This window comes from Luteimonas vadosa (assembly GCF_039543545.1).
GTDB classification, from domain to species: domain Bacteria; phylum Pseudomonadota; class Gammaproteobacteria; order Xanthomonadales; family Xanthomonadaceae; genus Luteimonas; species Luteimonas vadosa.
The window spans coordinates 633,858-647,129 of sequence record NZ_BAABJY010000002.1 but is presented as its reverse complement, the minus strand read 5'-3'; the positions used below and the strand labels follow the sequence as shown (position 1 = coordinate 647,129).

13 protein-coding genes are annotated in these 13,272 nt (G+C 67.5%); 8 read left to right on the top strand and 5 right to left on the bottom strand.

Features of this window, described 5'->3' with window-relative positions:
- Window positions 1-10 precede the first annotated feature (10 nt).
- The 8 genes from ABD970_RS08820 (at window position 11) to ABD970_RS08785 (ending at window position 9,000) form a co-directional block, all read left to right on the top strand.
- Entirely contained in the window at window positions 11-805 is a 795-nt protein-coding gene (locus ABD970_RS08820; protein WP_345295117.1) for a c-type cytochrome, read from the top strand.
- A gap of 17 nt (window positions 806-822) precedes the next feature.
- Entirely contained in the window at window positions 823-1,341 is a 519-nt protein-coding gene (locus ABD970_RS08815; RefSeq protein WP_345295116.1) for a YybH family protein, read from the top strand.
- Window positions 1,342-1,383: 42 nt separating this feature from the next.
- On the top strand, window positions 1,384-1,941 hold the full coding sequence (locus tag ABD970_RS08810) for a DUF411 domain-containing protein (protein WP_345295115.1): 558 nt from the start codon (window positions 1,384-1,386) through the stop codon (window positions 1,939-1,941).
- A gap of 85 nt (window positions 1,942-2,026) precedes the next feature.
- Window positions 2,027-2,485 (top strand): DUF305 domain-containing protein, encoded by a 459-nt coding sequence (locus tag ABD970_RS08805; RefSeq protein WP_345295114.1) that lies wholly within the window; start codon window positions 2,027-2,029, stop codon window positions 2,483-2,485.
- Between the two features lie 39 nt (window positions 2,486-2,524).
- Entirely contained in the window at window positions 2,525-2,905 is a 381-nt protein-coding gene (locus ABD970_RS08800; protein ID WP_345295113.1) for a hypothetical protein, read from the top strand.
- A 76-nt stretch (window positions 2,906-2,981) separates the two neighbouring features.
- A complete protein-coding gene (locus ABD970_RS08795; protein WP_345295112.1) occupies window positions 2,982-4,316 on the top strand; it encodes a TolC family protein in 1,335 nt (444 codons plus the stop codon).
- The gene (locus tag ABD970_RS08790; RefSeq protein ID WP_425563071.1) at window positions 4,313-5,851 is read left to right on the top strand and encodes an efflux RND transporter periplasmic adaptor subunit; all 1,539 of its coding nucleotides are present in this window, start codon (window positions 4,313-4,315) and stop codon (window positions 5,849-5,851) included. Before ABD970_RS08795 ends, ABD970_RS08790 begins: the two co-directional genes overlap by 4 nt.
- A complete protein-coding gene (locus ABD970_RS08785) occupies window positions 5,848-9,000 on the top strand; it encodes an efflux RND transporter permease subunit (RefSeq protein ID WP_345295111.1) in 3,153 nt (1,050 codons plus the stop codon). The genes ABD970_RS08790 and ABD970_RS08785 overlap by 4 nt, the downstream gene beginning before the upstream one ends.
- 94 nt (window positions 9,001-9,094) lie before the next feature.
- Here ABD970_RS08785 and ABD970_RS08780 read toward each other — a convergent pair whose 3' ends face one another.
- The 5 genes from ABD970_RS08780 to lolA form a co-directional block, all read right to left on the bottom strand.
- Entirely contained in the window at window positions 9,095-9,667 is a 573-nt protein-coding gene (locus ABD970_RS08780; protein WP_345295110.1) for a hypothetical protein, read from the bottom strand.
- Window positions 9,668-9,799: 132 nt separating this feature from the next.
- Entirely contained in the window at window positions 9,800-10,207 is a 408-nt protein-coding gene (crcB, locus tag ABD970_RS08775) for a fluoride efflux transporter CrcB (RefSeq protein ID WP_345295109.1), read from the bottom strand.
- 36 nt (window positions 10,208-10,243) lie between these two features.
- A complete protein-coding gene (locus tag ABD970_RS08770) occupies window positions 10,244-11,530 on the bottom strand; it encodes a replication-associated recombination protein A (RefSeq protein WP_345295694.1) in 1,287 nt (428 codons plus the stop codon).
- Between the two features lie 172 nt (window positions 11,531-11,702).
- Window positions 11,703-12,437, bottom strand: coding sequence for a hypothetical protein (locus tag ABD970_RS08765; RefSeq protein ID WP_345295108.1), 735 nt, complete (start codon window positions 12,435-12,437; stop codon window positions 11,703-11,705).
- Window positions 12,438-12,527: 90 nt separating this feature from the next.
- Window positions 12,528-13,154 (bottom strand): outer membrane lipoprotein periplasmic chaperone LolA, encoded by a 627-nt coding sequence (gene lolA / locus ABD970_RS08760; protein WP_345295107.1) that lies wholly within the window; start codon window positions 13,152-13,154, stop codon window positions 12,528-12,530.
- Window positions 13,155-13,272 lie beyond the last annotated feature (118 nt).

Here is a 13,272-nt window from a genome sequence, read left to right as displayed (position 1 = left end):
GGAGATCGACATGCGTGACTCAATCAAGACGACGATGCTTGCCATCGTGCTCTTGCTGGGAGTGGGCCTGGTGGCCGTCGCCGGATTCGTCTGGTCGGGGGCGTACAACGTCGGCGCCGACGATCCCCACCTGCCGGCGACCTATGCCGTCATGGAGAAGATGCGCCAGCGTTCGATCGCCGCGCGTGCGGGCAAACTGGAAGTTCCCGTCGACCTGCAGGACGAAGGGCGCATCCGCCAGGGGGCCGGCAACTACAACGCCATGTGCATGGGCTGCCACCTCGCGCCGGGCATGGGCGATACCGAACTGAGCCAGGGCCTGTACCCGGCGCCGCCCAACCTGACACGCGAGCGGGTGGATGCCGCGGAAGCCTTCTGGGTGATCAAGCACGGCATCAAGGCGACTGGCATGCCGGCCTGGGGCAGGAGCATGGATGACGTCTACATCTGGAACATGGCGGCCTTCCTGCAGGCGCTGCCCGGTATGACGCCCGCCCAATACCAGGCGCTGGTCGAAAGCAGCGGCGGCCACGAACACGGCGGGGGAGAAACCAAGCCGCATGCCCACGGCCCGGGCGTCGCCGAGGACCACCACGCGGCGGGGCAGGGCAAGGACCACGGCGACATGCCGGCATCCACATCGGACAACCACCCGCATCCACCCGGCACACTCGCGCACGACGACTCTCCGGCGCGACCGGCCAAGGCCGGCATGACCACCCATCGCCACGCGGACGGCACGGTGGAAAGCCACCCCAGCGAACCGACATCGCCAGCCAACGACGGCCACGACCACCAGCATTGAACCCAGGAGTCAAGACCATGAGGATCTTCAATCCAATCCTGCCCGCCTTCGCGCTCGCATTGGTATTGAGCACGTCCGTGCAGGCGCAATCGAAGTCGACGCCGCATTCCCACGCGCCCAAACCCGTGCAAGCTGCGCCAGTCATTGATGTCCCCGCCAACACCAGGGATGCGGTGGATATCTCCGACCGCTTCAGTCGAGTGCTGAAGGCGGGGGACATGAAGGGCGTCGAAACCCTGCTGGCAAGCGACGTGCTGATCCTGGAATCCGGCGGCGCCGAGCACAGCCGGCAGGAATACCTTTCGCACCACGCCATCAGTGACGCAGCCTTCCTAAAGAATGCCCACAGCCAGCTGCTGCGCCGCACCGCACGCCGCGACGGCGACACGGTCTGGATCGGCAGCGAAAGCGAGCTGCACGCGACGAAGGACGGCAAGGCGCTGACCCTGCTCAGCACCGAGACCATGGTGCTGCGGCGCAGCGGGGACGACTGGCGCATCGTCCACATCCACTGGTCCTCGCGACCGAAGAAATAGGAGTCACGCATGAATACTCCCCGCCCCATTCCGTTTGCTGGCATGGTCGCCTTGGTCTTCGCGGTGACGGCCTGCTCTCAGCCCCCGAGATCGTCCTCTGAAGCGGTAGCTGCCGCCGCCGGAGCCGAGGCCGCACCCCGCATGGACGCCCGTGAAACCGCCATGCGCTCGCCGCCTGGCGTGCTGATCCCGGCGTCGCGCGATGCTGCGTTGCCCCACGTCGTGGTGCACAAGAGCCCGACTTGCGGCTGCTGCGGCGCATGGGTGGAGCACATACGCGACGCCGGCTTCCATGTGGAGGTGCGTGAGTCAGACGACCTCGAGCCGGTGAAGTCCCGCCTCGGCGTGCCTTTCGGCAAAGGTTCCTGCCATACCGCTGAAATCGACGGCTATTTCGTCGAAGGCCATGTCCCGGCGGAGGACATCAAACGATTGCTTGCGGAACGCCCCGACGCGCGTGGGTTGACCTTGCCCGGCATGCCGATCGGTTCCCCGGGCATGGAATCGCCCGATGGCACCGTGCAGCCTTACACCGTCGAGGTCGTGTCGGTGGATGGCACCACGCATGCCTATGCCCGACACGGCCCGCCGGCTCCGTAGGGCAGGCGCGCCGGCCCGTGTTCGCGGCTCACGCCGCCCCCAGCAAGGAATCTTGCATTCCCCATTGTCCAAAGGAGTCCAGCCGATGTCCAAGTACGCCAAGTTCGCCGCCATGATCGCCACGTCGACATTGGTGATGTTCGGCCTGATGTACCTCAACACCTATGCGATGGACCACCTGTTCTTCAGCCAGACCCGCGCCTGGATGGCGGTGGTCATGGGCGCGTCGATGGCGGTGGTGATGCTGCTCTTCATGCTGGGCATGTACGAGGACAAGAAACGGAACGCCTTCATCCTGCTGGGCAGCGTCGCCGCCTTCGCCGTGGCGCTGTGGCTGGTGAGGAGCCAACAGACGGTGGATGACGTGTCCTGGATGAAGGCGATGATCCCGCACCATTCGATCGCCATCCTGACCAGCGAGCGCGCCCGCATCTCCGACCCACGCGTGCGTGAGCTGGCGGACAGCATCATCGAGGCGCAACGCAGGGAGATTGATGAAATGAAGGTGCTGATCGAAGATCTGGAAGGCAGGCGTGATGAGTAAGCCGAAGCGCGCCATGAGCACGGGTGCTAGGATCGGGTCGTGCGCATAGAATCCCGCCGACGCCTGCGCGTGGTCGCCATCGTCCTCAGCCTGCTGTTCCAGCAGGTGGCGATGGCGGCCTACGCCTGCGCCCTGCCCACCATGCCGGCCGATCCGGTGGTGATGGTCGAGGATTGCAGTGCGATGGGCATGGAGCGGGCCATGGAATCGCCTGCGCTCTGCGCTAAGCATTGCGCGCCGGACCAGGCGATCGTGCTCGACCATGCGGCGCCTTCGGTGCCGCCGCTGGCCCTTCCGGCGTCGGTCGCGCTGCTTTGGCCTGCCGCGCAAGCTGATCCGCACCCGGATTGCGCGCAGAGGGTCGCCATCGACCGCTCCGACCCACCGCCGCGATTGCGCTACTGCAGCCTGCTGATCTAGGACTCCCACACACCCCGACGCTCCGCCCTGCGCTGCAGTGGCGGTCGCATTCGTGTCCGTGTGTCCGGAGTCCTTCATGTTCATCCATTCCATGCCCATGCCTGTGAGCGGCTCACGCCGCCCGCGCCTGGCTACGCTGTTTCCAAGCCTGATCATCGCCGCATTGGGGTCGCTGTCCACGCTGCCGGCCCGCGCCGCCGGCCAGGAACTGTCACTCGACCAGGCCGTAAGCGCGGCCGCAGAACACGCGCCCCTGGTGCTTGCGCGCGAGGCGTCCCGCGTCGCGGCCGCCGAGGAACTCGCCCGGGCCGACGCCTTGCCCGATCCCTCGCTCGTGTTCGGCGTGCAGAATTTCCCCATCGGCGGGCCCGAGGCCTTCACCGTCAGCGAAGACCGGATGACGATGCGCCGCATCGGCGTGACCCAGGCGCTGCCATCGCGGGCCAAGCGCACGGCACGACGGCAATCGGCCGAGGCGGCGCTGGCCCGCGCCGATGCCGAATCAGTCGCCACCGTGCTGGAGGTGAAGCGCGCAGCCGCCAAGGCCTGGGTGGCGCTTTGGGCCGCCGAGCGCGAGCATGCCTTGCTGCAGGAACTGCGCGACGAAGCCGGGCTCGCGGTGCGTGCAACGCGGGCGCGGCTGTCCGGCGATAGCGGCTCGGCCAGCGACGTGCTAGCCGCGCGCAGCACTGAGCTCGAGCTGGAGAATCGTCTCGACGACGCCGCAGCGCGCATCGAGCAGGCACGCGCGGGGCTGGCGCGCTGGCTGGGCGAAATGCCCGCGCGGTCTATGGCGGCGGCACCGGATTTCTCGGAGCCGCCCTTATCCGAAGCGCGGCTGCTGGCCAGCTTGGATCGCCACGGCGCGCTGCTCGCATGGGACGCGCGCGAAGCGGCAGCCGACGCGGCCGTCGTGCTGGCGCAGGCGGAAACGCGCCCGGACTGGAGCATCGGTGCGGGGTTCGCGCAACGCGGTGACGGCGCGTCGGACGTGGTCTGGCTGGAGATCGGCGTCGGACTACCGTTGTTCACGCGCAACCGCCAGGACCGCGGGATCAGCGCCCGCGCAGCGGATCGCGAGGCCGTCCGTGCCACCCGCGACGACGCCCGGCGCATCCAAGCGGAATACGTGCGCAAGCGCTATGCCGACTGGGCGGGTCTCACGCGCCAGGTCCGGCGTTATCGCGACGAGTTGCTGCCACTCAACCACGACCGCACGCGCACGGCGCTGGCGGCGTACTCGGGCGGCGCACCGCTGCAGGCCTGGCTGGACGCCCGACGCAACGAGATCGACCTGCGCATCGACTACGCCGACGTGCTCGCCGAATGGGGGCAGGCCTGGGCCGACCTGGCCTATCTGCTGCCTGCCTCCGACACCAACGATGCCCGCATTCCGGAGACCGTGCGATGAACCGCCCATCGAAGACCGTCGTGATCGCCCTGGGCGCCTTGACCGCACTGGTCGCGGTCGCCGGCACGGCCTACTGGCTGGGGACCCAGCGCAATGCGGTTTCGACCATGTCGTCCGGTTCCGCAGAAAAAGAGGTGTTGTACTGGTACGACCCGATGTATCCGGATAAGCAGTTCGACCAGCCCGGCAAGTCGCCGTTCATGGACCTGGAGCTGGTGCCGAAATATGCCGAAGCCGAAACGACTGCCGAACGCGAGCCCTTGTACTGGTACGACCCGATGTATCCGGACAAGCAGTTCGACAAGCCGGGCAAATCGCCGTTCATGGACATGCAGCTGGTGCCGAAGTACCCCGACGGCGAAGCAGGCGCCGACGATGCGGGCACGGTGCAGGTGGCGGCGGCAACGCTGCAGAACCTCGGCATGCGCACCACAAAAGTCGAGATTGGTACGCTGTCGTCAGGCGTGCGCGTCCCGGGCAGCATCGCCTGGGACCTGCGCTCGGCCTACGAGATCAGCGCCCGCGCCGATGGCGTGATCGAGAAGCTGTACGTACGCGCGCCTTACGAGTCCGTCCGTGCCGGCCAGGCGCTGGCCGAACTGGTGGCGCCGGAATGGAGCGCAGCCGCGCAGGAATTCCTGGCCCTGGGCCGCGCCGACTCGGCCGATGCCCGTGCCCTGCAGGGCGCTGCGCGCAACCGCCTGCGCGTGCTGGGCATGGACGACGCCCAGATCCGCAGCCTGCGCGGCGGCAATCCGCGCGTGGTGCTGCGCGCGCCGGCCGACGGCATCGTCAGCCTGCTGCAGGTCCGCCAGGGACAGCGGGTGCAAGCCGGGATGCCGTTGATGACGGTCAATGGGCTCGACACGGTCTGGGTCGAGGCGGCGATTCCGCAGGCGCAGGCGGCCGGCATCCTGCCGGGGACGCAGGTGCAAGCCAGCGTCAGCGCGTTCCCCGGGGAAACGTTCGACGGGGCAGTCGAATCCCTGCTGCCCAATGTTGCAGCCGGCACGCGCACGCAGATTGCGCGGATCGTGCTCGACAACCCCGACCATCGTCTCGCCCCGGGCATGTTTGCCGACCTGCAGTTTGCAGGCACTGGGGGCCAGGCGAGGCCCTTGGTGCCGGATGAAGCCCTGATCGCAACGGGCAGCGAAGCCCGGGTGATCGTGGCGGAAGGGGAGGGCCGGTTCCGCCCGGTGCGCGTCAGCACCGGCCGCTCAGCCGGCGGGAAGACCGAAATCCTGCGCGGCCTTCAGGGGGGCGAACGCGTGGTGGTGTCGGGCCAGTTCCTGATCGACTCGGAGGCCAGCCTGTCGGGTGCGCTGGAACGCCTGACCGGTCCCGAGCAGCCTGCAAGTGACCCCACGCAGGGCAGGGGAGACATGGCCGGCATGGAGATGCCAGCGCTGCAGCCTTCCAAGCCGCCAGCCGCCGATGCAGCAAAGCCCGCCGGCCAGGATGACTGGCGTGCAATGTCCGGGATGCAGGGCGATGGTTCCGAAAAACCGCAGCCGCGGGAACGTCCACGATGATCGCGCGCATCATCCACTGGTCGATCGGCAACCGCTTCCTGGTGCTGCTCGCGGCCGCGGCGCTTGCCATCGCCGGCGTCATCGCGGTCGCGCGCACCCCGCTCGACGCGCTGCCCGACCTGTCCGATACCCAAGTCATCCTGCGCACCAGCTGGCCGGGCCAGGCGCCGCAGATCGTCGAGGACCAGGTCACCTATCCGCTGGCGACGACGATGATGTCGGTGCCAGGGGCGACCACGGTGCGCGCGTTCTCGTTCTTCGGCGACTCGTACGTGTACGTGTTGTTCGAAGACGGCACAGATCCCTACTGGGCGCGTTCGCGGGTGCTGGAGTACCTCAGTCAGGTGCGCGGCAGCCTTCCGGAGGGCGTCAACCCGGCGCTCGGGCCGGACGCCACGGGCGTGGGCTGGATCTACGAGTACGCCCTGGTCGACCGCAGCGGCAAGCACGACCTCGGCGAACTGCGTGCGCTGCAGGACTGGTTCCTGCGCTATCGCCTCAAGACCGTGCCCGACGTGGCCGAAGTCGCCAGCATCGGCGGCATGGTGCGTGCCTGGCAGGTCGTGGTCGACCCGCAGGCACTCGCCGCCCGCGGACTGACCGTGCAACAGGTCGCCAGCGCGATCCGCGACGCCAACGGCGCCAGCGGCGGCTCGGTGATCGAGCAGGGCGAGGCCGAGCTGATGGTGCGCAGCGAAGGCTATCTTGCCTCGCGCGAGGACTTCGAGACCGTTCCGGTGATGACGGGTGTCGGCGGCGTGCCCGTCCTGCTGGGCGAGGTCGCGCAGATCCGTCGCGGCCCGACTTTGCGCCGCGGCATCGCCGAACTCGACGGGGAAGGGGAGGTCGCCGGCGGCGTGATCGTGCTGCGCTCGGGGAAGAACGCATTGGCCGCGATCGACGCGGTCAAGGCGCGGCTGCAGGAGCTGCAGCAAAGCCTGCCGGAAGGCGTCGAGATCGTGCCGACCTACGACCGTTCGGAGCTGATCCGCGCCGCGATCGACAACCTCTCGGAAAAACTTATCGAGGAGTTCATCGTCGTCGCGCTGGCCTGCGCCCTGTTCCTGTGGCACCTGCGCTCCTCGCTGGTGGCGGTGATCACCCTGCCGCTGGGCGTGCTGGTCGCTTTCATCGTGATGCGCTTCCAGGGCGTCAGCGCCAACCTGATGTCGCTGGGTGGCATCGCGATCGCGATCGGCGCGATGGTCGATGCAGCGGTGGTGATGATCGAGAACACCCACAAGCACATCGAAGCCTGGAACCACGCGCATCCGGACCGCGACGAACCGGACGCGAACGAACGCTGGGCCCTGGTCGGTACCGCCGTCGCCGAGGTCGGCCCGGCGCTGTTCGTCAGCCTGCTGGTGATCACGCTGTCGTTCCTGCCGGTGTTCGCGCTGGGCGCCCAGGAGGGCCGCCTGTTCAAGCCGCTGGCCTATACCAAGACCTATGCGATGGCCGCGTCCGCCGGGCTGTCGATCACCCTGATCCCGGTGCTGATGGGCTACCTGGTGCGCGGCCGCATCCGCCCCGAGCACGCCAACCCGGTCAATCGCGTATTGACCGCGGCCTACCGCCCGCTGCTGGCCTGGGTGTTGCGCGCGCCGAAGACCGTGCTGCTGGTCGCGGGGCTGGTGTTGTTGACGGCGCTGCTGCCGTGGAGTCGGCTGGGCAGCGAGTTCATGCCCCCGCTCAACGAGGGCACCTTGCTGTACATGCCCACCGCGCTGCCCGGGCTGTCCGCCGGCAAGGCCTCGCAACTGCTGCAGCAGACCGACCGCATGCTCAAGACCGTGCCCGAGGTCGAGCACGTGTTTGGCAAGGCCGGACGCGCCGATTCGGCGACTGATCCGGCGCCGCTGACGATGTTCGAGACCACCGTTACCTTCAAGCCGAAGGACCAGTGGCGGCCCGGCATGACCATCGACAAACTCAAGGCCGAACTCGACGCTGCGGTCAAGGTGCCGGGGTTGACCAACCTGTTCGTGTACCCGATCCGCAACCGCATCGACATGCTGGCCACGGGCATCAAGAGTCCCATCGGGATCAAGGTGCTCGGCCCGAACACGGCCGAACTGGAGCGGCTGGCATCCCGGATCGAAACCGTGGCCAGGGAGGTTCCCGGCGTGACTTCGGTGGTGTCCGATCGCGCCGAAGGCGGGCGCTACGTCGACATCCGCATCCGCCGCGAGGCGGCGGCGCGTTACGGACTGAGCCAGGCCCGGCTGCAATCGCTGATCGCGATGGTGGTGGGCGGCGCGCCGATCGACCAGACCGTCGAAGGGCTGGAACGCTATCCGATCGTGCTGCGCTATCCGCGCACCCAGCGCGATTCGCTGGCGGCCTTGCGCGCGCTGCCCATCGTCGCCGACGACGGCAGCCAGCTGACGCTAGGGCAGGTGGCCGAAGTGGGGCTGAGCGGCGGGCCGCCGATGCTCAAGAGCGAGAACGGCCAGTTGGCGACCTTCATCTATGTCGATACCGCCAGCAGCGACCTCGGCGGACAGGTGGTGGCGCTGCAGGACGCCATCGACGATCGGATCGACCTGCCGCCGGGCTACACGCTCGACTGGTCGGGGCAGTTCGAATACCTGCAGCGGGCAGTGGAACGCCTTAAGCTGGTGGTGCCGGCGACCCTCGGCATCGTCTTCCTGCTGATCTACCTGGTCTTCCGCCGCCTCGACGACACGCTCACGATCATGCTCAGCCTGCCGCTGGCCCTGGTCGGCGGGGTCTGGCTGGTCTGGTTGCTTGGCCACGCGATCTCGGTCGCGACCATGATCGGGTTCATCGCCCTGGCCGGCGTCGCCGCCGAGTTCGGGATCATCATGATGCTGTACCTGCAGCAGGCCTGGGATCGGCAACGTGAACTCGATCCGGAAGCCGACGAGGAGGCGCTGGACACCGCCATCCACGAAGGTTCGCTGCTGCGCGTGCGACCGAAGGCGATGACGGTCGCCGTGATCCTGGCCGGACTGTTGCCGATCATGATCGGAACCGGCGCCGGTTCCGAAGTCATGCAGCGCATCGCCGCACCGATGGTCGGCGGCATGCTGACCGCGCCCTTGCTATCTATGCTGGTGATCCCGGCCGTGTTTCGATTCTTGCGGCGAAGGGATATAGGGAAGACGCGCCGGTTCCAGGGCTAATTAATTACATAATATGCATTATGCGAAGTAAATGATCTGAGTCTGTTGGCCTCGGAAACCACCGAGCTCCCTTCACTCGCCAAACGCAGGCTTGTTAGCCCTTTCGTCTGCGCCCAAGCCACCACGCGGCACCGGCGCCGCCCAGCGTCCAGCCAACCACCTGTTCGACCAGCGCGGCCAAGGTGAAATCCGTCGGGAATCGGTACCAGTTCCAGTACGGGACGCTGACGGCCAACCAGGCGAACAGGCCAAGACACCCGGCGACCAGGACACGCCTTCCGAATCCCGAGGCCATGGAGGACAGGATCCAGGCCATCAGCACGGCGCCTGCGAACACCGACAGGAACTGCTTCACGAGACTCGGTCCCATGCTGGCCATCGCGGGATTGCCATCCGCGCGGTAGACCACGAAGGCGTACGGGCTGCTCTCGTAGCGCTGGATGAATGCGGCTCGCTGGCCTTCGTCCTGCCACTGCTCGGGTGACATGCCCGGGAGCATGTAAACGCCATCACCAGGCTCTGCCGAGGCCTGGATCGCCGAAATGGCACTCTCTTGCCCGACGGCCGTCCTGAAGCCCATTTCGCCAATCGGCAGCAGCATGTGCGCCAGCGCACCCCAGGCGAAAACGAGGATGCCCCCGATCAATCCCGCTACGAGAACTCGCATCGCCTGCTCCCCCGCCTGGCGCGACCCGCGCCGCGCCATCGAGGATACGACTGGCACGCCATGGCCGCAATTCGCGGCTGGATCCGCCAGCGACCCTGACTTGGCGACCAAGGGGACGCTGGCCGCAAAGGGTCAGCCGAACGGCGGGCGCATGGCACCCGCCAGGCGGGCGCCGACCCAGACCAGCGCCAACCCTGCGAAAAGGCTCACGCCCAGGTAGGCCACCACCGCCCCGCTACGCTGGCTCCGCGCCAGCAGCAGGCACTCGAGCATCAGTGCCGAGTAGGTCGTGAGCGCGCCCAGGATCCCGACGATCAGGAAGGCACGCCAGTAGAGCGCTGCCGGGCCGCGATCCTCGAGCCAGATGGCGAGATAACCGACAGCAAAGGAGCCGACCAGGTTGGCCGCCAGCGTGCCCCAGGGGAAGCCCTCGCCGGCATGGCGAAGCAGCCAGCCACTCAGCCAGAACCGTCCTCCGGCACCCAGCGCGCCACCCGCCATGACCAGCAGCAACTGTTGCCACCACAGTCCCGGGATCATCTTCGATCGTTCGCGTAACGCGCCATGGCCCGCATCTTACGGCGGCGCCTGCCGGGAACGCTTGCGCTGGCGACGCAGCTCGTCGAGCTTCTGCTTCAGCCTGATTTCCAATCCCCGCTCGACGGGCTCGTAATAGATGCGTTCGCCCATGGCCTCCGGGAACCCCGCCTGGTCCAGGGCGACGCCGCCATCGGCATCGTGGTCGTACTGGTAACCCCTGCCATGGCCGAGGTCCTTCATCAGCCTGGTGGGTGCATTGCGCAGGTGCATCGGGACATCCTGCGTGCCGTACTCCTCGACGTCGCTGCGTGCGGCGGCGAAGGCGCGGTATGCGGCATTGGACTTGGCCGTGCTCGCCAGGTACAGCGCCAGTTGCGCCAGCGCCAGGTCGCCCTCGGGGCTGCCGAGCCGGTCGTACGCTTCCCACGATTCGATCGCCATGGCCAAGGCGCGCGGATCCGCCAGGCCGACGTCCTCGATCGCCATGCGCGTCAGCCGGCGCGCCAGGTAACCCGGATCGCAACCACCATCGAGCATCCGCGCGAGCCAGTAGACCGCGGCGTCGGGATTCGAGCCGCGTACCGACTTGTGCAGCGCCGAGATCTGGTCGTAGAACTGGTCGCCACCCTTGTCGAACCGACGCGTGCGGTCGGCAAGCACCTGGTGCAACGTGGCCTCGGTGATTTGCCGGCGGCCCTTGCCGTCCTGTTCCGACGCAATCTCGGAGGCGATCTCCAGCAAGGTCAAGGCCCGCCGGACGTCGCCATCCGCTGCCTCCGCGATCATTCGCAGGTGCGGCTCGGAGACTTCAAGCCCCCGGCCACCGAGTCCGTGCTCGGCATCCCCCAGTGCCCGGTGCAAGGCAACGACGATGTCGTCGACCGACACCGCTTCCATCACGTGGACGCGGCACCGGGAGAGCAACGCGGAATTCAGTTCGAACGAGGGGTTTTCCGTGGTGGCGCCGACGAACAGGATGCTGCCGCGCTCGATGTGCGGCAGGAAGGCATCCTGTTGCGCCTTGTTGAAGCGGTGCACCTCGTCCACGAACAGCACCGTTCGCCGGCCCTGCGAAAATCGCTGCGCGGCCTCCGCGAGTACCTTGCGGACTTCCGGCAATCCGGAGAGCACGGCCGAGATCGCGTGGAACGAGGCGTCGGCATAGTTTGCGAGCAGCAGCGCCAGCGTGGTCTTTCCGCAACCTGGCGGGCCCCACAACACCATCGAATGCACCTGCCCTGCTTCGACGGACTGTCGCAACGCAGATCCAGGGGCGAGGAGCCGCCGCTGGCCGACCATTGCATCCAGCGTCCGCGGACGCATGCGCTCGGCCAACGGGCGCAAGGCCTCGCGATCGACGCTCAGGAGGTCGTGTGCGGGTTCGCCGGGAGATGGGAAATCTGGTTTGGCCACGAGAGCTCGAACCTGGGGTCCGCACACACTACCAAGACCGAGTCATCCTGCCGACGCTGGAGGCCTACGTGTAGGGAAGCGCCTAGTTGCCGGCGATGCTGTGCTCGTCCTGCAGGACGGCGGCAGGCCCCAGTTCGTAATTGACACGCAGCCATGCCTTCTCGGCACGATCGTAGAGGGCGTCGATGCGGGCGGGCGTGCTGCCTTCACGGCCGAAATTGGCCAGGCCGGCGCCGTCGAACCGCAGGTAACGCTTGCCGGTCTCGTGGGTGGTGACTTCATCGATCTTCAGGGCGACGGATTGACCGACGAATTCCCGTCCCAGTTGCGCGGCGACCTGGCGGTCGAGCTCGCGGACGAGGCCCGAATCGTTGGGCACGGTCCGTTCCGCCGTCGCCCTGGTGCCGCCGAGCGTGACTTGCGGGAACCCTGCACTGCCCTCCTGGGTGTCGTACAGGGTGCGGTAGCGAAACCCGATCCACTCTTGGTCGGAACCGATCTGCACCCGGCCCTCGCCAGAGACGACGCGGTCGCGGATGCTGGCGATCTCCGCCTCGGTGCTATCGAGCTTCACCGCGATTCGCCGCCCGCCGAACTGCTCGGTCAGGACCCCGACCACGGCGGATGCGACGGCGTTCTGCAGCGTTTCGTCGCCTTCGGCGCGGGATTCGGGCTGCCCGAGCGCTCGCGTGGGCTTGGCCTCGATATGCTTCGGGGCCTCGGCTCGGGGCTGCTGGACAGCGGCCACCGAGCCCATGGCGCAGGTCACGATGGCGATCAGCAGGACACTGGCGATGGGGGAACGAGTGCGCGGCATGGCGGGATCATCCTTGGCGTTCGTCCATCAGAACGCGTTGGCTGTGTAGAACGGGTCAGGGTGCCGCGCGGGCCCTCCCCTGCCGCTTGTTCAGCCCTCGCCGACCACGTCGACGCCCTTGGGCGGCGCGTACCTGAACGTGCTGCGCGCGAATCCCGGGTTCTTCTTCCATCCCTTGAAGCTGATCTGGGTGCGCTGGCCCAGGGCGTCGACGACCTGCATGCGCGCCAGCCCCGCCTTGTCGAATCCCAGCCTGGCGCTCTGGAAGCTGGCGTCCGCCGGCTGCTTCGGGGTCAGCTCCAACCAGGCCAGGCCGGCCTCCTTGCTCGCCAATTCGCGGACGTTGAAGTCGCGATCGAGGCGCGCGGGATCGATCAGGGCAGCCAAGGGGCTGTTTTCCTCCTCCACGCCCTGGGGGCGCACGGTGACCTGCTGCAGGTCGGGGTCGTAGACCCAGACCTTGCGGCCGTCGGCGACGATCAGCTGCGGGTACGGCTTGACGTACTCCCAACGGAACAGGCGCGGAGCCGACAGCGCGACGCGGCCACTCGAGGTCTCCTTGAGCTTGCCATTGGCATCGAACACCTGCTGCACGAAGCGCCCGTCCAGGCCCTTCAGGCCCTTGGTGAAGCCGTCGAGGTCCTCGCGGGCACCGGCGAACGCGGTACCGGCGAGCAAGGTGGCGAAAATCAGGATCCAGCGGGTCCAGGCGATCATCGTTGGGCTCCTAAGTCTTTCAGGGAATGGGTGGGAGTCTGGGAAGTCGATGCTGAATGCGGGGTCACGGCGCTTCGTGCCAAACGCTCGGCCACCGCTGGCGATTCAGTTTCGGAAG

Excerpts from the sequence above, each read along its gene's own strand:
- ABD970_RS08790 (WP_425563071.1), top strand. The coding sequence starts at position 4,313 with ATGAACCGCCCATCGAAGACCGTCGTGATCGCCCTGGGCGCCTTGACC.
- ABD970_RS08785 (WP_345295111.1), top strand. The coding sequence starts at position 5,848 with ATGATCGCGCGCATCATCCACTGGTCGATCGGCAACCGCTTCCTGGTG.
- ABD970_RS08820 (WP_345295117.1), top strand. The coding sequence starts at position 11 with ATGCGTGACTCAATCAAGACGACGATGCTTGCCATCGTGCTCTTGCTG.
- lolA (WP_345295107.1), bottom strand. The coding sequence starts at position 13,154 with ATGATCGCCTGGACCCGCTGGATCCTGATTTTCGCCACCTTGCTCGCC.
- ABD970_RS08805 (WP_345295114.1), top strand. The coding sequence starts at position 2,027 with ATGTCCAAGTACGCCAAGTTCGCCGCCATGATCGCCACGTCGACATTG.
- crcB (WP_345295109.1), bottom strand. The coding sequence starts at position 10,207 with ATGATCCCGGGACTGTGGTGGCAACAGTTGCTGCTGGTCATGGCGGGT.
- ABD970_RS08770 (WP_345295694.1), bottom strand. The coding sequence starts at position 11,530 with ATGCGTCCGCGGACGCTGGATGCAATGGTCGGCCAGCGGCGGCTCCTC.
- ABD970_RS08780 (WP_345295110.1), bottom strand. The coding sequence starts at position 9,667 with ATGCGAGTTCTCGTAGCGGGATTGATCGGGGGCATCCTCGTTTTCGCC.
- ABD970_RS08765 (WP_345295108.1), bottom strand. The coding sequence starts at position 12,437 with ATGCCGCGCACTCGTTCCCCCATCGCCAGTGTCCTGCTGATCGCCATC.
- ABD970_RS08795 (WP_345295112.1), top strand. The coding sequence starts at position 2,982 with ATGTTCATCCATTCCATGCCCATGCCTGTGAGCGGCTCACGCCGCCCG.
- ABD970_RS08815 (WP_345295116.1), top strand. The coding sequence starts at position 823 with ATGAGGATCTTCAATCCAATCCTGCCCGCCTTCGCGCTCGCATTGGTA.
- ABD970_RS08810 (WP_345295115.1), top strand. The coding sequence starts at position 1,384 with ATGGTCGCCTTGGTCTTCGCGGTGACGGCCTGCTCTCAGCCCCCGAGA.